Source organism: Nostoc sp. LEGE 12454, from assembly GCF_056620565.1.
The window spans coordinates 133,479-156,154 of the sequence record NZ_JBWQXL010000001.1; the positions used below are offsets into that span (position 1 = coordinate 133,479).

19 protein-coding genes and 1 pseudogene are annotated in these 22,676 nt (G+C 43.7%); 7 read left to right on the forward strand and 13 right to left on the reverse strand.

The genetic code is table 11. The features are described 5' to 3' along the window. Nucleotides 1-723: 723 nt before the first annotated feature. The 10 genes and pseudogenes from AC1F2U_RS00580 to AC1F2U_RS00625 form a co-directional block, all read right to left on the reverse strand. Nucleotides 724-1,185 (reverse strand): tRNA (cytidine(34)-2'-O)-methyltransferase, encoded by a 462-nt coding sequence (locus AC1F2U_RS00580; RefSeq protein WP_480259371.1) that lies wholly within the window; start codon nucleotides 1,183-1,185, stop codon nucleotides 724-726. A 345-nt stretch (nucleotides 1,186-1,530) separates the two neighbouring features. Then, on the reverse strand, nucleotides 1,531-2,670 hold the full coding sequence (gene gshA / locus AC1F2U_RS00585; protein ID WP_480259372.1) for a glutamate--cysteine ligase: 1,140 nt from the start codon (nucleotides 2,668-2,670) through the stop codon (nucleotides 1,531-1,533). Between the two features lie 199 nt (nucleotides 2,671-2,869). Further along, nucleotides 2,870-4,690, reverse strand: a complete 1,821-nt coding sequence (locus AC1F2U_RS00590; protein WP_480259373.1) for a hypothetical protein — start codon at nucleotides 4,688-4,690, stop codon at nucleotides 2,870-2,872. 379 nt (nucleotides 4,691-5,069) lie between these two features. Further along, nucleotides 5,070-5,303, reverse strand: coding sequence for a hypothetical protein (locus AC1F2U_RS00595; RefSeq protein ID WP_480259374.1), 234 nt, complete (start codon nucleotides 5,301-5,303; stop codon nucleotides 5,070-5,072). Nucleotides 5,304-5,806: 503 nt separating this feature from the next. After that, nucleotides 5,807-5,935 (reverse strand): hypothetical protein, encoded by a 129-nt coding sequence (locus AC1F2U_RS00600; protein WP_480259375.1) that lies wholly within the window; start codon nucleotides 5,933-5,935, stop codon nucleotides 5,807-5,809. Nucleotides 5,936-6,053: 118 nt separating this feature from the next. Further along, nucleotides 6,054-6,185: pseudogene (locus AC1F2U_RS00605) on the reverse strand (ABC transporter); the annotation flags it as partial. Next, a complete protein-coding gene (locus AC1F2U_RS00610) occupies nucleotides 6,154-7,905 on the reverse strand; it encodes a KR domain-containing protein (protein ID WP_480259376.1) in 1,752 nt (583 codons plus the stop codon). The gene AC1F2U_RS00610 and the pseudogene AC1F2U_RS00605, both read right to left, overlap by 32 nt. Nucleotides 7,906-7,931: 26 nt before the next feature. Continuing rightward, nucleotides 7,932-13,691, reverse strand: coding sequence for an acyltransferase domain-containing protein (locus tag AC1F2U_RS00615; RefSeq protein ID WP_480259377.1), 5,760 nt, complete (start codon nucleotides 13,689-13,691; stop codon nucleotides 7,932-7,934). Next, on the reverse strand, nucleotides 13,594-14,592 hold the full coding sequence (locus AC1F2U_RS00620) for a beta-ketoacyl synthase N-terminal-like domain-containing protein (RefSeq protein WP_480259378.1): 999 nt from the start codon (nucleotides 14,590-14,592) through the stop codon (nucleotides 13,594-13,596). Before AC1F2U_RS00620 ends, AC1F2U_RS00615 begins: the two co-directional genes overlap by 98 nt. Nucleotides 14,593-15,149: 557 nt before the next feature. After that, nucleotides 15,150-15,308 (reverse strand): hypothetical protein, encoded by a 159-nt coding sequence (locus AC1F2U_RS00625; RefSeq protein WP_480259379.1) that lies wholly within the window; start codon nucleotides 15,306-15,308, stop codon nucleotides 15,150-15,152. 1 nt (nucleotide 15,309) lies between these two features. Here AC1F2U_RS00625 and AC1F2U_RS00630 point away from each other — a divergent pair, with 1 nt between their 5' ends. Then, the gene (locus tag AC1F2U_RS00630; RefSeq protein WP_480259380.1) at nucleotides 15,310-15,471 is read left to right on the forward strand and encodes a hypothetical protein; all 162 of its coding nucleotides are present in this window, start codon (nucleotides 15,310-15,312) and stop codon (nucleotides 15,469-15,471) included. A gap of 296 nt (nucleotides 15,472-15,767) precedes the next feature. Here the strand turns inward: AC1F2U_RS00630 and AC1F2U_RS00635 are convergent, their stop codons facing one another. Further along, a complete protein-coding gene (locus tag AC1F2U_RS00635) occupies nucleotides 15,768-15,950 on the reverse strand; it encodes a hypothetical protein (RefSeq protein ID WP_480259381.1) in 183 nt (60 codons plus the stop codon). An 850-nt stretch (nucleotides 15,951-16,800) separates the two neighbouring features. Between AC1F2U_RS00635 and ndhL the strand changes: the two genes are divergently transcribed. The 4 genes from ndhL (at nucleotide 16,801) to AC1F2U_RS00655 (ending at nucleotide 19,219) form a co-directional block, all read left to right on the forward strand. Continuing rightward, nucleotides 16,801-17,013, forward strand: coding sequence for an NAD(P)H-quinone oxidoreductase subunit L (gene ndhL, locus AC1F2U_RS00640; RefSeq protein ID WP_181930688.1), 213 nt, complete (start codon nucleotides 16,801-16,803; stop codon nucleotides 17,011-17,013). 24 nt (nucleotides 17,014-17,037) lie between these two features. Beyond that, complete coding sequence (locus AC1F2U_RS00645) at nucleotides 17,038-17,349, forward strand: DUF3007 family protein (protein WP_480259382.1); 312 nt, start codon at nucleotides 17,038-17,040, stop codon at nucleotides 17,347-17,349. Between the two features lie 137 nt (nucleotides 17,350-17,486). After that, complete coding sequence (gene trpA, locus AC1F2U_RS00650) at nucleotides 17,487-18,314, forward strand: tryptophan synthase subunit alpha (protein ID WP_480259383.1); 828 nt, start codon at nucleotides 17,487-17,489, stop codon at nucleotides 18,312-18,314. A 236-nt stretch (nucleotides 18,315-18,550) separates the two neighbouring features. Continuing rightward, nucleotides 18,551-19,219 carry a heterocyst differentiation related protein gene (locus tag AC1F2U_RS00655; RefSeq protein WP_480259384.1) on the forward strand — a complete coding sequence of 223 codons (669 nt, stop codon included), beginning with the start codon at nucleotides 18,551-18,553 and terminating at the stop codon, nucleotides 19,217-19,219. Nucleotides 19,220-19,361: 142 nt separating this feature from the next. Here the strand turns inward: AC1F2U_RS00655 and AC1F2U_RS00660 are convergent, their stop codons facing one another. After that, the gene (locus AC1F2U_RS00660) at nucleotides 19,362-21,284 is read right to left on the reverse strand and encodes a protein kinase domain-containing protein (protein WP_480259385.1); all 1,923 of its coding nucleotides are present in this window, start codon (nucleotides 21,282-21,284) and stop codon (nucleotides 19,362-19,364) included. Nucleotides 21,285-21,448: 164 nt separating this feature from the next. Between AC1F2U_RS00660 and AC1F2U_RS00665 the strand changes: the two genes are divergently transcribed. Continuing rightward, the gene (locus AC1F2U_RS00665; protein WP_334843242.1) at nucleotides 21,449-21,937 is read left to right on the forward strand and encodes a hypothetical protein; all 489 of its coding nucleotides are present in this window, start codon (nucleotides 21,449-21,451) and stop codon (nucleotides 21,935-21,937) included. A gap of 71 nt (nucleotides 21,938-22,008) precedes the next feature. Here the strand turns inward: AC1F2U_RS00665 and AC1F2U_RS00670 are convergent, their stop codons facing one another. Next, a complete protein-coding gene (locus AC1F2U_RS00670; protein WP_480259386.1) occupies nucleotides 22,009-22,269 on the reverse strand; it encodes a hypothetical protein in 261 nt (86 codons plus the stop codon). A gap of 136 nt (nucleotides 22,270-22,405) precedes the next feature. Between AC1F2U_RS00670 and AC1F2U_RS00675 the strand changes: the two genes are divergently transcribed. Further along, nucleotides 22,406-22,612 (forward strand): helix-turn-helix domain-containing protein, encoded by a 207-nt coding sequence (locus tag AC1F2U_RS00675; protein WP_480259387.1) that lies wholly within the window; start codon nucleotides 22,406-22,408, stop codon nucleotides 22,610-22,612. Nucleotides 22,613-22,676 lie beyond the last annotated feature (64 nt).

Genomic DNA, 22,676 nt, shown 5'->3' on the forward strand with positions numbered 1-22,676 from the left:
TTAGATCGCAACAAATGATAGATCGAGATCACATTCACCAGAGATGCTTACGCAAGATTAACCTGCTTCTCTGATTTAGACAAGTTCACATCTGTTTGCAAAACTTAAATTTTGCTGTGTTTACTTGTCCGAACCACTCCTAACACCACTTAGGACGAGATTTTACTCTTTACCATTATCCACGCTTGTCTTGCGTCAATCGCGGGGACTGGACAAATTTGCCAAGTCCAAGTCGCTGCTGAAAATTAAATTGCGGCGACTTCTGGAAAAGTTATGCCCCCTGCTGTAGATATCTTCAAGATATTTCTACCCCATCCGTCTTCATCAACACGAGACTTTACGTTGATTATTCCCTAAAAAACAACCGTATTAACTATCGGCTACTTTTGGGATGATTTCTGTCCTTGATTGAGCAAAAATAGCTCAAATGTAATACATGACTGGATTTTAGCAATTTCGTTCCTAGTTTAGGATGTTTTAAATTCATCAAAATCTATCATTCAAATTTGGCAATATCCCAAGTTTCATATACAAATTTCTTATAATAACCTTACTATACTTGTAAGTATCTTCCACTACATTTCGCGAATAAACCCAATTTTTGGTATATTGTTTTACATATTCTTGCGGCATCGAGAAAATTTTTGCAGTCACAAATAAATCGTCTAATAGGTTTCTGGAAAGCTTATAAGTAAATACACTTATAAAGAGGAATGTAAACAACTATTCTAAATAGCCTAACTGACGGCGGGTTTCAAATAAGCCGATTGCTACACTCACTGACAGATTCAAGCTGCGAACCCCTGGTTGGCTCATAGGAATATAAACGGTAGCATCGCAATCTGACAGAATTGCTGGTGGTAAGCCCGTGGTTTCACTACCGAACAGTAGCCAATCATCAGGTTTAAACTGAAAGCTTACATAATTACAATTTCCATTAACCGTATAACCCAACCATCTGCCGCCACGCCTCTGATGTACGATTTTAAAGGCTTCTAGTGATTCGTGATAGTGTAGTTTGACATAAGGCCAGTAATCTAAGCCGGCTCTTTTGAGGTAGCGATCGCTAATTTCAAACCCCAAAGGCCCCACTAAATGCAACTCTGTACCCGTAGCTGCACAAGTACGAGCAATATTACCTGTATTAGGAGGTATCTGCGGGTTAACTAAAACTACCTGAGGCATTATCCGTACAATTTAGGTATTGTATAAAAAAATTTATGGTCAATGTTAAATCTACCAAAAGATAGAGGCTATTCATAGGTTTTGTTAATAATAATCAAGCATCCTCTATCGATTAGATTTTTAAAAGGAACTACAAATTATCCCAGATCAATGCCTGAGAGGATATTTGCCTACAATCGGGAAATATTAAGTTTTGTGTAGAGAAAGTAAGTGCTTGTGTCTTTTAGGGATGGTAGTGACTGCAATAAAATCTTCCATTGGTATGAAGACGAAAGTGGGGAAATGAGGGAACAAGGGGATAAAACAAAGTGTTTTCTCAATGCTCAATCCCCAATGTCTTTTGAGTTAACCCAGCAGAGACGAACACAATTTGTCTTCGAGTTCGATTTCGCGCTCTTGGGTGGCGAGAATAGCCTGGGTGATGACGCGGTGAGTGTCAAAACCGACTGCGTGTAATTGCAACCACTGTTGAGCTTCATTGCCTTCGCGGAGGATTTTGTGCAAAGGGGAAAGGAAACAGCTAAAACCTTGTTGCTTGGCGATCGCCCAAACATCTTGGTAAATTTCGGCAATCCAATCTCTGGCTACAATGCTTCTGCCATCTTGCCAATGCCTCAACTGAGCATCAAGACTACCAGCAGCAGCAGCAGCTTCGTTGTCACCAGTGAGGGTGACGAGTTCTTCAGCAGAGAAAGTGCTTTGGGTTAACGGATCGATGCTGGGGTTTTCGATTATTTGCAACAAACGCGCTTCTAATAAGGCAGTAATAGCTAGTAAGGCAATGGGATCTGTGACTAAATCGCAAATTCGCAGTTCTAGGCGATTCAAGTCATAAGGACGGCGATCGCCATTTGGTCGCACCGATGCCCACAAATGCCGCACATTCTGCATGGTTCCGGCAACGAGTTGATCTTCCACCCACTGGATATGATCGGCGTGGCTGGCAAATAAGGGCACATGGCTGGGCGTTTGTGGGAAAACGCCCCAACGGGTGGAGTGATAGCCAGTAGCTTTGCCATCCAAGAACGGAGATGAGGCGCTGAGGGCGAGAAATAGGGGTGCTTCCATACGGATTACCCGACACGCGCGCATTAATACTTCTGGGTCGCTGATGCCTATATTTATGTGTACGCTAGCAGTGACTACTTTCGTACCGTAGGTGTTCTCAATGTAATCATGATAGGGGTTTGCTGGATCGGAACGGAGAAAGCGATCGCTCCCACCCAAAGATAAAGTACTCCCTGGTATTAAGGTGTAATCGCCCAAACGATTGAGGTAGTTTCGCAACTCCCGCCGAGGACGCAGCAAGGCACACAATAAATTTTCGTAATTATGGGATGGTTGAGTTATGTACTCGACGTTGCGGCTATCTGGTTCGCGCATAAATCCATCCAAAGCCGCAACAATCTTGTCGGAGAGGCCGACGATTTCACCTTGAGGCGTGCCCGTGTACATCTCAATCTCAAAGCCTTTTAATAAGACCACCTTGTTCTCCTCGGCTCTCTCTACCTATAAATTGTATCGAACAAGACGAATCTCTGGATCTATCTTTAAGTCAATCAAAGGTTAAGAATCATTTAATTGACATCCCCGCGAAATGCAAGCTCGGTATATTTCTGGGCTGTCTTTGATAAATTATTGATAAATTATTACTATTGGAGTATGAAAAATATCCTAGTGTAGGTTAAGTACAGGACAAAATAAAATCATTGGGTGAATCACTCTCTTGAACAATCTTGAGACGTATAAACTGCACCCATACTTCATCACTAAGTAAGTTTAAAGCAGTTTCGGGATTGTTAATTGCGATCGCACCGATAACTTTACGCCATCCCTGTTGCAATAAATCAATAAAAGCCTCTTCAATAGAAACTTGACTCAGCAAAGAAAGTGCAGTTTTAAAACTTGCTGAATCACTTGATAAGTTTTTTGACTTTAATCCCTGTATTGCTACATTCAACCATACAGGCAAAAGTTCAAGCCAATTGTTTTTCTGTATCTCTTTGAGTGCAATATCTTCCATACCTAGCACACCCCAGATACATAAAGACTCTACAGCCAGTTGAAAATCGCGGTTTTCTAGAGCATTTTGCCATAATTTTTGAGCGTGATTTTGGAAGCGATTAGCGAGAAATTCATAAGCTTCCTGTACTTGAAGGGGAATTGTCACTTTATAAACTGATTCGCCTAGTGGTAAGTAATTGCCCCGATAAGATAGCCAGTTATGAGATCCGCAAAGATAGATTTCTCGATCCACTATTACTTCTTTGACATGGGAATCTCCCAACCAAAAAACCAGTACGGATGGTAAACCATCAGGTGTTTTTATCGCTCGAAGTTTTTTTTCTACTTCTGGTGGAATTGGTTTATCTTCATCTTCTTGTCGCTGCGCAATGCCATGTCCAATTAAAATCGATACTCCGCGATTAGCTAATTTCTGTAACAGAGTTAAAAATTTTTCATTGACAACTGCTTGATTCACCCAAGGAGAATAAATAATAACTTGGTTTTTAGCCAAATTTAAAACTTCTAAAAAAGCTTGGCTAATTTGTCCATCTCGTAACTGAATAGCTTCACCTACTAATGATTTCTTACCACTTTTTATAGTAGATTTTAGCGCCTTGGTGCGAATACTTTCGAGTCTAGTTTCTATTTCAGTACTTTTCTGCTTGAGAATTGTTTCACGTTCAAAATTGCTGGTTTCAGTTGACAATTTACATAATGTTTCCAAAGATATTTTACCTTCATTATGTAGAAATTCCAACCAATTGGATGCTGACTCTAAAATTTGTTTTATATTTCTTATTTGAATGCTCAATTTATCTTCAAGGGCATCAAAAATAATCAAAAGCGATATTTTTCTCCAAATTTTTTGACTCGAAGCTAGTACCTTACAGGAAGTTACAATTTTTCCCTCTTCTGGTACATGAAGTGCTAAACCTGAAGCTTGAATGCTTTTTTGAATTTCCTCAAGCGGTAAGGAAGCAATATCAGCAATTGTATTATCAATAGTTATAAAGTCTGCCAAATCAGGCAAATTTATTACTGTCTCATTTAAAGATTCCGATTGAAAGGTTATCTCGTGGCTTAAAGGGTCTGTAACAGCATTAATTTGTATAGGATATGGTGGCTGTGGTACAGACCCTTTTTCATAAAATGAACGTCCTTCAGGAGTAACTGTTAGTGCTGATGTTGCTGATAGAGTTTGTAAGGAACGAAGAGTTGCAGTAGTAGTTTTAATAAATACAGAATCAAGCCCAAGTACGGAGGCTAATTCATCCTCTGTTGGCGGAGGTTGAAACTCAATAGCAGCACGGATGATAAACTCTTCGAGTACGTTAAACTGGCGGGGTTCTTTAATATTTATTTCTACCGGAGTTTGAAGCCAACTATAACGGAATTGGCGCGCTGCTAAAACTGATAATCTAGGACTTTGCGCTTCAATTTCGTCTACCAAATTTTTGAGATTGTCATCAATAGGTTTAGCAAAAATGGTGAAAAACATCAACTTCTACTGTAATTGCTGTAACACGTTTTACTCATAATCGGGTTAAAGTAGCGATCGCAAAACCTAAAGCCACTGCAACCACATTCAAAACTAGATTTTTCCAGGCCACATCTATGAGATAAGAAACAATAGCGTCACAGAAAGAGCAACATCACCTCCAGCCAAAAACGTAATCATATTACTTCCATCCTTAACCTGCGTTGGTAACAATAAAAGTGCTTCTGGATTTTACCGTATTCCCGTTAAAATTCTAGTTATTGCTTGTGACAATCAATATAATTAACCATAGATAAACATAGATTCTCATCGAGGCGCACAGATGTACGCCCCTAAGCAAGCCTATATTTCATTCAAATGAGAATCGCTACAGCAGGCTTTATGGAATAGGAGTGGTTTGTATCTCTTCTAAGGTTGGTGGAGATTTAGTAGAGCTAGCGCTACTTTCTGGTGTTGAAAGTTCATCATTTACAACTCCATCCCATGAATAATTGCAGATTTTAGTGCGAAGTAATGTACCAAATGTCAGGTTAATTACTACAGCGAAGGAATCGATAAAAATTAGATTCAAAAAGCGATCGATCATTAGACCCCCTTGAGCTAAATTGAGCATCAAGTGATATTTGCTTTCTTACTACACATGCTACAACGTCTATTCCAGAAATGCATGGTGTCATATATCGTGTCCGGCTAAAGACTTATCATTCAATACAGTTCAGTAAAGCCTTTCTTCCTTCTCTACGAGACGCTGCACGAAGGGGGTTCGTTAAAAAAATTAACTTTGGCAAAGGATTTAGCCTTAACCGTATTGACTTATCATTTAGACCGCAGGGGGCAGGCTTGCCATGAGCGACTAGTGCCGAGCATCTCGACTTCGCTTAATGGAACCGGAGCCGAGGTAAGCCGAACGGGAGCAGGGGAAAAGAGGCTTTTCGGAATTCTGCACAGATTAGGATGCTGTTGTACGGCGTTTTCCAATTCCTGAATACGCTGCCTAAGCTGTTGGTTCTCAGTCTCCAACTGCCGTAGCGATTCCATTTCATCTAGCCGTTGCTGTAACTGGATATTCTAGTCTTTCTGTTGCCTGTACAGGCTTTGCAAGGATTGGATTTGCTCTTATACTTGGACTTCGGCGCTGGCTGTGGCTTCTGACTGTAGCCCAATCCTCAATTCCCGATCCAGTCGCTCTAACTCTTGCTGGTGTTGTTCTTTGAGTGCTGCGTAGGCGTAGCCCGTCGTAGACATCGCTTCCGTATATTCTGCGGGATATGTTCTTTCTTTGGGGAATGGGACACTGGGGGCATCTAAATCAGTATTTAATAACTTCTACATTGAGAAAGATAGAGAACTAAATTTTCCTTAACTAAAAAATATCTGCTGGATCTGCCGAGCGTAGTTTATTCATAGCTAACAGTCCGGAAACTGTAGACATTAAAATTGTTGAGATTAAAATAATTAATATATTATTTAACCTCATTCTCATTGGTAAATTGGTATTTTTTGCGTCGATCGCTGTGCAAGAATAAATGATTGCCGCTTAACATTTGCAGCTTAAAGTTGCTGCGAGTTTGTTCGCGCCAAGCCGAAAGTAAATCTTCAGTTATCACCTTGTCTTGAATCCCTCCAAACACAGAAATAGGACAATTTAGTGGCTCTTCCTCTGTGTAGCTGTATCTTTCAGCCAACAATGTTACTTCCTTTAAAATCAGTGGTAACAATCCCACCAGTTCTGTATTGTCCCGATACAATTGGGGTAAATCATTGATAGATACTCCTTTGACTGACTCGAATTCAGGGAGCTTCTCAACAGAAGGATGTAAATAGGGTATCTGAGGAGCTTGTGAAGCACCAACGAACAAGTGAGCAGGAGTTTTACTATTTTCGCGGCGCAACTGACGGGCGAGTTCAAAGCTGACCAATGCCCCTAGACTGTGACCATAAAAAGCGAATGGTTTGTCTAGATAAGGAAGCAGAACTTGTATCAAGGTTTCCACAATAGAGGTTAGCTCGTCGAATGACTGTTCGCCCAAAAAGTCTTTACCTCCGGGAAGCTTAACGGCACAAACTTCTACATCTGATGGTAAGCAATCTGACCAAGGAAGAAATTCTGAGGAACTGCCTCCAAGGTATGGGAAGCAGAACAGACGCAAGCAGGCATCCGGATTTGGTTTGGGGAAAACAAGCCAATCGGTTGGAACTGCGGTCACTGAAGAAGGTAATTGTGTCTGGGAAGTTCCCATCAGTTGCTCAACTAGCTCCACTGCTAGTTGCGAAATACTTGGGCCCTGCATGAGTTTCATTGTGGGTACACTCACACCCAAAACGCTCTCTATTCGGTTACTCAGTTCTACTCCCATTAAGGAGTCAAGTCCCAGATTGGTCAGCGATTTTTGACTATCCAATTTGGCAGGAGAAGTTCCCAATACCCGAGCTACGAGTTCTCGCAGGTGAGATTCCAAAATTTGCAAACGCTCTGTTGGTTGGGCTGTCATCAGGTCGCCTAAGAGCAAATCTCCTTTGCTGTTGCGCCCGTCCGCCTTTGCTAGAACAGCTGCCTCGTTGACTAGCTGAGAAAATCGCGCTGATGCGCCAGCTGGGTAAATCTCGCTCAACCGTTGCCAGTTAAAAGGTGCTACCCCTGTCTGCACTGCCTCAACACGGAGTAATTGTCCTAATATCTGTAGTGCTTGGTGCGATCGCAAACCTTTCATTCCCATCTGGTCTAAATACTGACCGATTACAGTGTTATCAGCGACATAACCAACATCAGCAATCGCACCCCAGTTGACGGTCAAGGCTGGCAGTCCTAAAGCGCGGCGGTGATGTGCCAACGTATCAAGAAAAGTATTAGCGGCCACATAATTTCCCTGTCCTGCATTTCCAATAATGGAACTAAACGAGGAAAATGACACGAAGAAATCTAAGGTTGCGTTCAAGGTGTGGGTGTGTAAGTTCCAAGCTCCAATGACCTTGGGTGCGATCGCTTTTGCTAACCGTTCCTGGTTGAGGTCGAGCAGGAGAGCATCGTCCAGAACCATTGCTGCATGAATAATGCCTCGCAACGGTGGCATAGACTGGCTAATGTTTGCCAGAACACTCTTCACTTCCTCCTCGTGTGACACGTCTGCTTTAGCGACCACTACACGAACATCTGCTGACTCCAATGTTTTTACCGCTTCCTTTGCTGCTGACGAGTCAGCACCACTACGACCCATCAGTACTAAGTGCCGCGCCCCCCCTTTCACCAACCACGAGCCACTGCTAAACCAAACCCACCTAGTCCACCAGTAATTAAGTAAGTTGCGTCAGGGTGAAAAGTGACTGTTTCTTGAGATGAGGGAACTACCTTTACATCTGGCTCTTGCAACGATATGACAATCTTGCCGATGTGCTTGGCTTGCGCCATGTAGCGGAAGGCGCTTACTACCCTCGATATTGGGAAGACTCTGTGGGGAAGCGGGTGAAAGGTTTTTGCCTCAAAATATTCTATGACTTCACCAAATAAGGAGCCAGCAAAATCAGGGCGATCGCTTAACAGCTTGTCCAAATCTACCGCAAAGAAGGACAAATTATTTTGAAAAGGTCGCAGACCCAGCTTATTGTTCTGCTCAATATCGCGCTTCCCGATTTCTATAAAACGTCCATAAGCTCCCAGCACAGAGAGGCTCTTAGGGATAGCCTCTCCTGCCAAAGAGTTGAGGACAATATCTACACCTTTACCGCCAGTGATTTCCATCACCTCCGAGGCAAATGCGGTGGAGCGAGAATCCATTACATGTTCTACGCCAAGCGATCGCAAAAATTCCCGTTTTTCTGGACTACCTGCCGTCGCGAAAATCTCTGCACCCACTGTCTGAGCAATTTGGATGGCAGCAAGACCCACACCACCTGCTGCTGCATGGATGAGAACCCGCTCACCCTGACGCAGCCTTCCCAAATAGTGCAAGGCGTAGTAAGCAGTCAGAAAAGTCACAGGGATTGTGGCGGCTTCTTCAAAACTAAGATGCGCCGGCTTATGCACTACAGCGCGGGCATCTGTCGTTGTATGCGTACTAAAGCTGTGAGACGCACAAGCAATAACTTCATCACCGATCTTAAACCCTTCAACGCCAGAGCCAATGGCGGTAATGATTCCGGCACATTCTATACCAAGCGATCGCCCGGAGAAAGTCCCCTCCAAACTAGCATCATTTAACAAATTTATTGTCTTGGCAACATCCTTGAAGTTCAAACCTGTGGCGCAAACCTGAATTTCCACCTCTCCCGTCCCCGGTTTTGAGAGCGCCATCGCCCGCAGTTGCAAGTTATCTAACACTCCTGGTGCAGAGATTTCCAAACGGAAGGGTTCTCGATTTTGTGCCAGAGATTTTGATTTTTGAATCAAATTTGCTGGCGATAACCGTATTAACCGATTTACATAGCGCTGCTTACCCCGTAAGGCGATTTCATCTTCTTTATCGTCTGCCAGCAACTCTTCTATGAGAGACTGAATCTCCTCTGGGGCAATAACAGGACTCAAATCCACGCGAGTGCAGCGAAGATTGGGATGTTCATTGTTAATGACTCGGCCCAAACCCCACAAAGGAGATTGGGCAACCGAGAGAGATTTTAAACCTCCTACTGTCTGGGTAGAGTTCGTCACCAAAAATAGACGCAGAGAATCCGGCCAATTGACTTTAGCCAACGCCCCAAGCAAATGCAGTACGCCCAAACAGCTGTTTGTTAAAGTTGATTCTAGGGTAGCTGCTGTCATTTTCTCACTTGGAGGTGTGTCTAGACTCCACAGATAAACTACGTCACGACAAACGGGCTGATTTGCATCAAGAGCTTCTAGGAGTTGCTGCATATCTTCTGCATGTTCCGGGCGAATTTGGAAGCTATCTGCATCAAGGCGCTTGAAGTCAGTTCCAGGCTCTATTAAAATCGGGATTTCTTGGCGTTGTTTGAGTTGTTCTGCTAGCTGTTGCCCGACTCCAGAACTGTCAGCAAAAATTAACCAAGTTCCTGAATTTTCAGGCTTTAGAGGAATTGCTGATTCGGGCTGAACTTCTTGCCTAAGCTTTGGACTAGTAGCCAGAATAACGGTTTGGAGAGACTTATGTGTTTCGGGTGGTGTATCTGCAATGCTAGCAACTTCCGCAAACCCGACATCTTTTAGCAAATCTCGCCACTGAGTCTGGCAAAGCCAAGGGTGCGATCGCCGTAGTTGGACATCAGTAAATGACCACCAGCCCTTGAGCAATCCAAATACTAAATCCTGCCAATAGTCATCGGCTGTTAGTTCGAGCAAAACCAGCAAACCCCCAGATGCAAGAAGCTGTTTAACATTTTCCAAGGTCTGACGAAGGTCACTGGTGGCGTGCAGTGCGTCCGATGCTAAAATCAGGTCAAAAGAATGGGGCTGGAAGCCTTGTGCTATGACATCGGCCTCAATATCTAAAATTTGGTACTCAACGAAGGAATAATCGCGAAACTTTTGTTCGGCAGAGATTGTAAATTGTCGAGAAATGTCAGTAAATACATATTCCGTCCGATGTGGCATCAGCTTTGGCAGCACGTAGGATGTCATTGAGCCTGTACGTGCACCAATTTCTAAAATCCGCACTGTTCGTCCTTCTGGTAAACGTTCCAGCGCAATAGCGATCGCTTTCTCAACCAGCAGGTTATAGATCCGATAACTAGGTGAATCTTGGTACAGATGCTCAGATGTTGTCACAGAACCTTTAGGGAAAATCAATTGCAGAGGATCGACCTCCCCAATCATTACCAAAGCCAGCTTCTGACCGCACCGCCCTAACAACGTCAGTTCCGCTTGGTAAGCAGGAAATTCTGCTAAAAGTGCTTTCCAAACCTCAATAGGTTGCTTCATTTCTGGTAGGCGGCAGACCTCCCACTGGTCATCTACTTGATGCAGCAGGCCATCTTCAGCTAGGATTTCTAACAACCGCCTTAAAAGACGTAGATGCACAGACAGTATGCCTAATTGTTGGGCAAGAGTTTCCGCACTTATACGAGTATGCAATTTCGGCTTCCACCCGAGTTGCTCGAAAGCTTTGAGAATGTAAAAAGCACATAAAGCATCCATTTGTGGCTTTACCTGCGAGTAGTACTGCTTCCTTCCTAATTGCACGCTCAATTGAGCTGCTTCAGATTGGAGATTCTGAGCGATTTGCATTGGGAAGGGCAGATAATCAGGGGTGAGGCGAACTAACTCTTGAGTAGGACGCGCCTTCATCTCCCATTGGTATTCGTAGAGGTAATCTGCTTTCTCTAAACTTTCCTGCTTGCTCTCCAGGGACTGGCAGACAAATCCGAGAATTTCTACCAGTACGTTTCCCGCATCATCGATTAGTTGCATATCTCCTTTGAGACGGGTAGCGCTTTGCTCGCTCAGACGGGCATAGCTCCACATTTGCAGCTTTGGACGACCGTAAACTCTTACTTGGTCTATCTGTACTGGCAAGTAAGTTACTTGAACACAGACAGTGGCGAGGGACACCTGAAAACAAGTATCAAGGATAGCTGGGTGTAACTGGTATTCCTCGACTTCTGTCTGTAAAGCATTACTGACCTGAATTTTAGCCAGCGCTTCGCCTTCACCGCTCCAAAGCTGCTCTATTCCTTGAAAACAAGCACCATATTCGAGTCCTATTTCCTGGAATTGCCGATATAAATCGCTCTTCAAAATTTCGTTGGGACAACGGCTCTTAATTTCATCCAGTACAACCTGCTTAGATACAAAGTGATTTTGAACGCGAGTTAGCTTACCTGTTGCGTGTCGAACCCACTCTGATTGGCTACCTTTGACATTGCTGTTAATCTCGAAGGATGTTTGGCTTGGCTCCAGACTTAACTGAAGTATTGACGCACTATTTTCTGGTAAGAAGAGAGCTTTTTGAAATTCAATTTCCTCTATAATATAAGCGTCATCTTTGAAAATTTCCGATCCTGCTGCCAAAGCCATTTCCACATAAGCTGCTCCCGGATAAACCACGGCTCCTTGGACGCGATGGTCATCAAGATAACTGAGGCGATGCTTGTCAATCTCTGCATCCCACATCGGTTGACTTGATTTCAGACGGCTTCCTAAAAGGGGGTGGACTTGTTGCCCCAACATTGAGCGCTGGGGGATTGTTCCAATTCGCACTCCCATAGATTCTTCAGACTCGTGCCAACAACGCGCTCGCTGCCAGGGATAAGAAGGCAAACGCACGAAACGCCCTTGCTCTGGATAGAGATAATGCCAATCAACTGGGTATCCTAGCGTGTAGAGCTTGCCAAATGACGAGAGCATCGTAGCGCGTTCCGGTTCAAAGCGCCGCAGGGTTTGAAGCACTGTTCCAGATATCTTAGCTAAAGTGAGACATTCGGAGATTGAATTAGCGAGAACTGGATGAGCGCTGATTTCGAGGAAGGTGTTATAACCAGCTTGAATAAGGGAAGAGATCGCCGCTGCAAAAAGAACCGGCTCCCTCATGTTTAGCCCCCAGTAGATGCCATCCAACTCTGAACCTTCTACTTGCTTGCTCGTAACGGTAGAGAATAAGGGAATTGTGGCTGTTTGAGGCTTGATTTCTTGCAATGATTGTGCCAGTTCTGCCTTTAATGGCTCCATAAAGGGGCTATGATAAGGCACCTCAACTTGCAGGAAGCGACAGAAAATTTGTTTTTGTTCCAAAGATTTGGCAATTTCTGACAAGGCGGCGCTATCCCCAGCCAGGGTAACGGCAGTGAGACTGTTAACGGCTGCAATAGAAACGCAACTCTCGTATTTTAATCCTGCTAATACACGCTCGGCTTCCTCTTGAGACAGCCCAACAGCTAGCATTTTCCCAAAGCCCGCTGCCGAGGCTTGAACGCGGCTGCGATGGAAGATGACCTGTAGAGCATCTGACAAGCTCAAAGCTCCGGCAACGTGGGCGGCTGCAACTTCACCAACACTGTGACCTACGATCGCTTGGGGCGTAATCCCCCAGTCACGCCACAAGGCAGCTAGAGCGATTTGCACGGCAAAGATGGAACACTGAGCGATTTGGGTAGAGTTGATACGGCTCGTCTCTTCTGATGCTAAGAGTTCTGACAACAATGACCAATCAGCATATTCCCGCAGCAACTCGTCACACTGTTCGATGACTTCTCGGAATATGGGTTCTGACTCCAACAACTGACGCCCCATCGCCCACCATTGCGGTCCCATGCCAGAAAAAACGAAAGCCAGCTTGGGTTGAAAGTCTGGAACTAGGTGATTAGAAGACAGACCTGGACGGTTTTCTCCCGCCAGAAATGCTTCCAGATTTTCTACCAGATTTTCTTTGGTATGAGCCACCAGTGCCAACCTATGGTCGTGATGACCTCGGCGATTGCTGGCAGTGTGGCAGATGTCTGTCAATGAAACATCAGCGCCCTCAGAAAGAGCGGTTAAAAACTCATGGATTGCTCGCGCAATAGCCACAAGTGCGTCCGGACTCTTTGCCGATAGGGGCAATAGCACGGGAAGAGAACCGCGCTCCTCATGGCCTATATCCGTTACATCCGTTGCTAATCCTGACAAAAGCACATGGGCATTCGTTCCCCCAAATCCAAAGGAATTTACACCAGCTAGTCGCGCTTCTTTTGAGTTTGGCCAAGGCTCAAGGGTAGTAGGCACCCGCAACCCCAATTCCTCAAAAGGAATTTTGGGATTCGGTGTCTGAAAATGGAGATTTGGCGGAATCTGGCGGTGCTTGAGAGCCAGTGCGACTTTGATGAGTCCAGCAATTCCTGATGCTGTTTCCAAATGTCCAATGTTGGTTTTAACTGAACCAACTGTGCAGTACTCTCCCAGATTCCGATTTTTACCTAGTACGTTTCCTAGAGCGATCGCTTCTATCGGATCGCCTACAGGGGTGCCTGTGCCGTGAGCCTCAATATACTGTATCTGCTGTGGCGATATCCCTGCCTTCTGGCAGGCTTCCTGGAGTGCTTGCTTCTTGAGACTGTCCGTTAGGAACCGTGATGCCATTAGTTTGGCCATCCTGGTTGACTGCGCTGCTGAGAATGACAGCATAAATCGGGTCTCTATCTGCTATGGCTTGAGATAAAGGCTTCAAGACAACAATACCGGCTCCTTCAGCCCGGACATAACCATTGGCTCGTGCATCAAAGCTAAAGCAACGTCCATCGGGAGAGAGCATTGATGCTTTAGAAAATCCTATGGTTGCTTCTGGTCTGAGTATCGCATTCACGCCTCCTGCTATTGCCAGCACAGATTCTCCATTCCAGATACTTTGACACGCAAGATGAACTGCAACCAGCGATGAAGAGCAGGCTGTGTCAACAGTCATACTTGGTCCTTTGAGGTCAAATACGTAGGAAATGCGGTTAGCTGTGACACAGTTAACGCCGCCCAAATTTGTGTAAGCGTTAATGGAGTCGCGATCGCTCCCTTGGATGTTTTGGTAATCGCTACCTGATATTCCAATAAACACCCCTGTCTTCGAGTCAGCAAGGCGTTCGCTCATCTGCCCCCCATCTTCCAGCGCTTCCCAGGCTACCTCTAGCATCACTCGTTGCTGTGGGTCTATGCGTGAGGCTTCGCGGGGAGAAATCCCGAAAAATTGAGCATCAAAAAAGTCTATTTTATCTACAAAGCCGCCCCAGCGGGTTCGCATTTTGCCTGGTTTTGTTATATCTGAATCGTAAAATTTATTTACATTCCAGCGTGACTCTGGCACTTCGGTAATAGCATCTACACCCGAAACCAGCAGTTTCCAGAAAGCCTCTGGACTATTAGCACTGCCTGGAAAACGGCAGCCTATACCGATAATCGCTATAGGTTGTGCTATCTTACCACTGTCTGCACTTTCAAAGTCGGTAGTTTCTTTTGAAGTTTGCGGCTTAAGATATGGCACATTCTGAGTCATAATGCATTTCTTCTTAAAAGAATAATTTCATTTTGGCGTTGCATAATTAAGTGATGAACTGTCCTCATTGTGCATCTCATCCATATTTGTAAGAACAGGCATCAACGTGATAAACAAATTTATATTTGCGTGTTATGCGAACCCCAATTTATAGAATCATTTTCAAAACAAAGTTATTCAGATAAAATTAAAAAACAATGTTTGACAATGTACGTTATTAATAGATATCATCGTTGCTGTTTCGACTAAATTAATGCTGTGATTTGTTTTAAAAATATGCAATTACAGTTAAGAAAACTACTTAATTATTTTGTTGAGCAGCCCACTATATATTTTCTAAATTAAGTTGCTTTATAGTTTACATCTGCAATTGCGAATTAGAAAAAAGCAAATTGGAGATGAATTGTATAATTTGATATTCTTTATCTAATAAGCACCAATTTACAGCTTATCAACAGTATAATCAAGGGTTAGTACAAAAGATCCTACTAAACCCACTTTTCCTACTTTACCGAATCAGCGATACTGTAGCTAAATATACAATTATTCACTTGTTGCTACTTCTCCCAATCAACTAACACCCCATCCACAATCGCAATCCCCCATTGCGGAAACTTCGCCAATAGTTTTTTAATCACAATTTGCAAAGCCGGATCATCATTCCAAGACGAGAGCAAGTACTCGAATCCTGGGTTTTCTCTTAAAATACCTGCCATTTTGAGCCTTTCGAGTCTTCCAGTACGTGCTTTGTCGGTTGCTCAGTGTCAGAAAATGTTCAAGGAAATTCAAGAGGGTGAACGACAATTATCTGAAACAGAAGCAGATGTACAAAACTTACCCTCTGCATTAGGACTTGGCGTAAAACAAAGTGAGAGATAGCAGTACAAAAAAGCTTGAAGTAAAGTTTGATAGCGATCGCACTCAACAATTACTTGAAAATGTGCTTCAATACTTGAAAATGTGCTTCAAGCGAATGAACAACCGCTACCTATGACAGCAGTAGCGAAACGCCTTGGGTATTCTAAGCGAGTTCTTTACAGGCATTTCCCAGAGCTATGCCGAGCGATTTCAGCCGAGTACGTTAAGAAGTATATGAAAGAATCTCGCATCAAACGAATCGAACAGTGTTGCGAGGAGGTAAAACAAGCTGTTAGGCAAGTTCACACTGAAGGTATTTATCCTAGCGAGGCAGCTATTTCAAAGCTGTTGGCTAAACCAGGATGTTTTCGCGACAAAAAAGTTCGCGCTACTTTAAGGGCAGCGCGAAGATAAATTTGTTTGGAACCATAACCATAACCTTGCCACCCTTTATTAGAAGCATAAGCTTGCCGTTGCGGCAAAGTTATGGGTAAAGTCACAATCGAAGCCTTTAGGTATTTTAAATTTTTAGTGGGGGTGGAGGGACTTGAACCCACACGACCTTTTACGGTCAACGGATTTTCATTCTCCCGCAGTTTTCACTGCTACCTGATGACAATAGCCTGCTCAGATTTTGAGAATTGGACTCTCCCTTTACCCTCGACTTAACGTTAGGGTAGCTCCCGTCGGGTCTCTGCACCTTCCGAACAGTTGATGAGTTAGGAGTTAGGAGTTAAGAGTTTTAAATTTACTCAGCACTCAACACTCATGACTCAGGACTTTTTTCGGCTTGGCTCAGGATTGCCATGTCTGTCACCAGATTTAGGTTTCCCTGAGTTTGAGAGCTTCCACTTGAGGGATTTCTCCTTCAAGGCTCAATTATTTAAGTCCGTAGCGTCTACCATTCCGCCACACCCCCAAAGGTGTTTGGCAACTAGTGTAACTAGTTATTTTTTAGAGGTATCAAATACCTCCTTATCTATTCCACCATCAATTGTGTCTTTTGTCCAACTAGATTGAAAATATTTTTTCCAGATTGTGCGATCGCTTCAGAGAGTTGGAAATCTTCTTAGTTTTCTCGTAATAATCTGGATGAGTTTTCGATTTTGTCTGACTAGAGCTTTGTTTGCTAGTGGATTCACATAATAGCATGATATTAGCTTTTGTCATGCAATCCGTTGAATCGCCCCCAGTAAAAGTACTCCAGCCCGTCAAAGCTGCGCTTTCGCCTCCCCGGTAGCGGTTTCGAGGAATTCTGACGCAGTTATGTTAAAAGCATTATGACTATACTTCTCTCTTGTCTGTCTCTTCAGCCTATGATGGAAAACAGATGCTTAAGACTTGAAAGTTATGATTGTCGCCCTGCTATATCTGATTTTGGCTGGAGCTTACCTTCTGGTAATCCCCATTGCTGTTTTGCTGTACCTGAAGCAGCGTTGGTATGTAGCTAGCTCCATTGAGCGTGTCTTTATGTACTTTTTGGTGTTTTTCTTCTTTCCGGGTCTGTTGGTTCTATCGCCGTTTGTAAATTTCCGACCCCAACGGCGACAAGTTCAAGTTTAACGAGATTGGTAGGTCATAACTCTCATGCGACGGATTGACGCGATTGGAATTGGCTTAGGTGTTTTTATTATCGGCGGCTTGGCATACTTAGGATTGCAGCTAGTTGGTTTGGATAATCAAAAAGCTGGTATATGGAGCCAAGTCTTGCTAGTCAGTGCCTTAGTTGGCTGGTTAGCCACCTATTTTTTCCGTGCGGTGGGACAAAAAATGACCTACCACCAACAGCGGGAACAGTATGAGCAAGACTTTCTGCAAAAGCGGCTAGACGAGCTTACTCCCGAAGAACTAGCACGAATTCAAGCCGAAATAGAACAAGAAGAGCAATCTCAGGTGTAAAGTTATCATTGGTCAGTTGTCTCATTTGTCCTTTGTCATTTGTCCTTTGTCATTTGTAACTTGCCTAAAGCTAATGACTAGTGACTAATGACCAATGACCACTGACCAATGACCACTGACTATTGACACTTTACTAAATGACTGCAATTTCTGATTGCTTTAAAACCCTTGGGCACAATCGTGAGTGCGCTCTGATTCCCTTTATCACTGCTGGCGATCCAGATTTAGAAACTACAGCAAAAGCCTTGGAGGTTCTAGATCGTAATGGAGCCGACATTATAGAAGTGGGTATACCATACTCCGATCCTCTGGCTGATGGGCCAGTCATTCAAGCTGCTGCTACCCGCGCCTTGCAAAGGGGTACGAAGTTAGAGCAGGTGCTAGAAATGCTGCAAGGGATTACTCCCAAATTGCGATCGCCAATTGTTCTGTTAATCTATTACAACTCAATTTTGCACCGGGGAATTGAAAAATTTCTTGGGCAAATTGCTGCTGCTGGGGTTGCAGGATTGGTAATACCTGATTTGCCCTTAGAGGAAGCAGCAGGATTGCTCCAAGCAGCTAGTGAAATGGAAATTGACGTAATCTTGTTGGTTGCTCCCACCAGTTCTGCTGAACGGATCGAAGCGATCGCTCGTTCTTCTCAAGGATTTATTTATTTAGTCAGCGTGACTGGGGTTACAGGAGTGCGATCGCAACTGGAAAACCGCGTGTCCGATTTACTCAAACAAATTCGTAGTGTTACTGATAAACCGATCGCAGTCGGCTTTGGAATATCTGAAGCTGAACAAGCCCGACAGGTAAGGGAATGGGGCGCAGATGGTGCGATCGTGGGTAGCGCTGTTGTCAAACGGTTAGCCGAAGGGACACCAGAGCAGGGACTAAATGCGATCGCCCAATTTTGCCAAAGTCTCAAGGCAGCCATCAAGACGACCAATACCAGCACAAATACTGCTCTTGATTAGACGGAGAAAGTAGATTAAAAAAGTATAACAGTGTAGTTTTTCTATCCTTGTTTGGTAGACAATTTGACCATTATGGTCTTGAATATTAACATCAGATATGATGATGTAAAAAAACTAGCTGATAGAGTCGCTTATAGTTTGAGTATTATGTGAAATTAACTAGGCATAATTTATGAGTGTGAGAGTGAGTCAGTCACAAATGATTATAGTTACGTCGCAATCGAGGAGCAAAGGCGATGAGTGAGAGTATGGCGTTTATCGGTGGGGTTGCCGTAGCTGGGCTGGCGGCTCTCGTATTGCTCAAAGGAACAAATACCCCTCTACAACCTAACTTTGCTGTTGCTCCACAAATGCCAGGTGTAGTAACGCCCCAAGGAATGCAGCCACAAATGTATCCTTACGGGCCTTATGGGCAACCAGTGTATCCTGGTCAGGTTCAGCCGTCAGTTGCTCCCAATACTGACCAGCGCTTGGAGATGGAGAAGTTGAACACGCAGATGCAACTAGAGCGTTTAAAAAACGACAACGAACAGCTAAAGCAGCAAAATCAACAACTCCAGGGCCAAGTTCAAAATTTCAATACTCAGCAGCAGTGGCAATTAGCCCAGCAAAATAACCAACCAAAATCAGCAGCAACATTCCAGCCGCAAAATAATTGGTGGTCTTCACCCGTGCTTTGGGCTGTGGGAGGCGCAACTCTCACTATTGGCGGTGGTGTTGTTGTCGCTGGGGTATTGGCTTTGTTCTCACCACGGCAGCGTCCAGCCCGTACTGTACAAGTTATTCACCCTTACCAAGGAAATACGCCGCCTTTGGTTCCAGTCCGTCGTGCTGAGTTTCTGCCTGCTTCGCGGATGGAAGCAAGACGAGTTGAAGCCCAAGAATACGACGAAATGCACGGATAGGGAAAATAAAATCACAGATAAAAATCGTTTCCAGATTATACCTGGAAACGATTTTTATTGGGCTGCTGCTGCGAATTCGGAAGGCGGCAGCCCTCAATTAGCCATTCCCAGCCAGAAACTGAACTGTGTTTACTGATAACTGTTAAAAGTCAGTTTTAGGAGTTTCTGTGCTGTTAGGACTCTCTGTAGTTGCAGGTTGCTTAGTATCGGGAAGTTTCTGTTGGGTATTTTTCTGATTACCTTGATTTTCTAGCTGATTTAGTGTCTGTTTTGCGAGATTTTCGGCTGCTTGTTTAAATAATGGTTCTATTCTATTTCGCCAGTATTTAGTATTAGGCAATTTTTCTGGATGGTTTCTATAATCTAAAACTTTATCCCATTTACCATCATCTATTGCTTTATTAATCTCATTAGATAACGCTTCTGCTTTAGCCCAATCTTCCTGCCACTGGGCAATCATTTTGCCTGTTTCTTGGATACCAGAAGCAGCATTTTCCGGAACCGATCTTAAAAGTGCGATCGCTCCAATTATATTCCCTGAATCATACTTCTTTTTTGCTTGTTCTACAATATTGGCACTGTTATCATTAGGCTGCGATCGTTGTGATTTCTTTGCGTCCTCAGTTGACCCCTTCGGCTTGTCTGTTAATGGAGTTACTACATCCCTAGATTTTGGTTTTGCTTGGGGAATTGTTCGAGTCGCAATCAAGCTACCATCATCTACAATCCTAGTTGCAATGCCCTTTTCACGTAGGCAAGAACCCCATTCTTGATTATTAGTTATCACATCCGAGTGTGCCCAAGCCAAACCACCAGATTTAAGCTTAACTTCTATCCAACCTCGTTTTGTTCGCTTGCCAGTCACCTCAAAATTGGTGTTATTAGCAACAGTTTGCACAATATTATTAGAATTTATCGAACTAGGTTCAGAACGAATATTAGAATTTCCGACGACAACAGCCGAGCATTTATTTGCTAAGGCGGTATCCTTACCTGTAACATTTAAAGCTAAATTTTTCACATTTGGATATACATTTGCTATCAAGGCAGCTGCACCACCCGCTAGTAATATGCCAATTAATATCGGCCAGGGGTCGGATTTACTAGAGTCTTTACGCGCAGGTTTGACAGGATTTGCTGGTGCAAATGCAATAGTTTGCAGCCGAGATACTTGAGGCTGGGATTTGGCTATTTGGTAACTGGAATTGTTGGCGACTTCTTGAGGTGTGGAAAGTGCAGGTACAGGATTAATCGCGTCTTTACATGCTTGCAGTGCTTCTGTAGCGTTTTGGTAGCGGTCTTTGAAGTGATAACGCACCATCTTGGACAATACTGCCGCCAGTCCCTGATTCACAGTTACTGAATGCCGCCAGATAATTTCCCCCGTTTCCGGGTCTTCTTGCAATTCTGTTGGCTGTAATCCTGTTAATGCTTGAATGGCGATGATGCCAAGGGAATAGATATCGCTGTTGGGACGGGGTTTACCTTGCCCTTGTTCTGTGGGCATATAGCCAGGAGTGCCGATAACCACTGTAGCAGAGGCTTGTCCGCCCACTGTCACCAGTTGTGTACGCAGTTGTTTCACTGCTCCAAAATCAACTAAAACTAACTTATTATCTGAGGCACGGCGAATGATATTATCCGGTTTGATGTCGCGGTGAATCACGCCTTGGCGATGGACAAATTCGAGAATCTCTAGAACTTCCTGCAATAGTTGAACTACTTGGCTTTCACTCCAACGTTTACCAGGTATCAGTTCTTCAGCTAGGGTATGTCCTTCAACATATTCTTGTACTAAATAAAACTCATGGTTTTCGTCAAAGTACGCTAGCAGCCTGGGTATTTGGTCATGGTTGCCGAGTTTTTCTAAGGTTTCGGCTTCGCTGTTGAACAGACGTTTAGCAGTATCAAAAACTCTGGGGTCAGTTCCGGGTTTGAGGTGCTTGACAACGCAAATGGGATTGCCTGGTCGCCTAGTATCTTGGGCAATATAGGTTTGACCAAATCCTCCCATCGCGAGGACTCGAATTACTTGGTAACGATGGTCTAGTAGCTTGCCTATCATATTCCCTCCCCAGAGTTATTACCTAATTTTCCAGCTGGTAATAAATATCTCCAAATTTTCTTCAATGAAATCCGCTATCTTGAGAAAAGATTTAGATTAAAAACGCAGCTTTTTAATAAACGCAGACTAGTTTATTTTTCTTTTAGTGCCCCTGTTTATTACCAATGCCACCTAAAATAACAAATCCAGTTGCATGGCAGCAGGCTGAAATCCTCATGCAACCTGCTTTCATTCGCGTTATCGATAATATTCGCAAGCAGCTTGATGAATCTTCTTGGACAGGAACTTACCATGATGTCTTGATTTGGCCGCCTAGCACCACTGATGAAATCAAAGCATTGGTAACTGAACTGTTGCAAGCAATGGAAACTGCAACACCCCAAGAAGCAGATGAAATCAGAGGAACTCTGGCTCGTCTGCCGATGCCCCATCCAGGATATCATCTACGTTTGCAGCGTCAACAGCAAGAAGCAAGTATCGATTTGTGGGAACTGTGTTATGAAGTGTGTTTTCTTGAATACACACCACAGAAGGAAGTTGCTGATATTGATACTAGTTTAATCGATGAATTCGGTGAAGTCGATTGGCTGCGTTTGGATGCTAAGTCAAAAGAGTTGGTTGAGCAGGCGTTTGCTAAGTTGCCAGAGAGTTGAAACCCTGAAAATAAAATACACGAACTAAGCCCACGCAAGTGGGCTTATTGAGTAAGGCGATCGCTTTTTCTTCAAGCAGCAAAATCTTCACTCATGCGGCTGTAGTCAATTGAGTTGTTAGGTTCTGACTGTGTTTTCAATTTGGCGAAAAATTCTGCCATCCCTGGTATTTCTAATTGATGAAATGCGATTTGATTGTCCTGACTCTTAGCCGAAATATCTGTAATAGCTTGTAGAGTCATCTTGGTTGTTTCTGAGACAGTTTTATTTTGGACAAGAAATTGCTCCATTCCTGGTATTTCTAATTGAACAAATCTAGAATCATTTTCCATTGGTTCACTCAAATGCTGTTGTGTATATCATGCTCATTACGCAGATACGCAAAGCAATGGACACTCATAAAACAAATCTGAATACGCGCAATACGCAAAGTACGCAGATTAATGGAAATGCGATATTCTGAAAAGTATGAATAGTCCGCAGTTTAATGAAGCTCTGGAAAGGCTAAGGAAAGCACCTCGCAAAGTAGAGGTGTTGAAGTTGTTGCTGGCTGGATATACGAATGATGAGATTGCTCAGTTTAGGGGACGTGCAGAAGGAACTGTACGTAAGCAAATATCAAATGTATATAAAGATTTTGGTATTAAAAGCGAATTTCCAGGCGATGCCCTTTAAGAGACAAGTTAAAGGATTTATTTCTCAAATACAAACCTGAGTGGGTAAGTAACTGCTCTCCTGC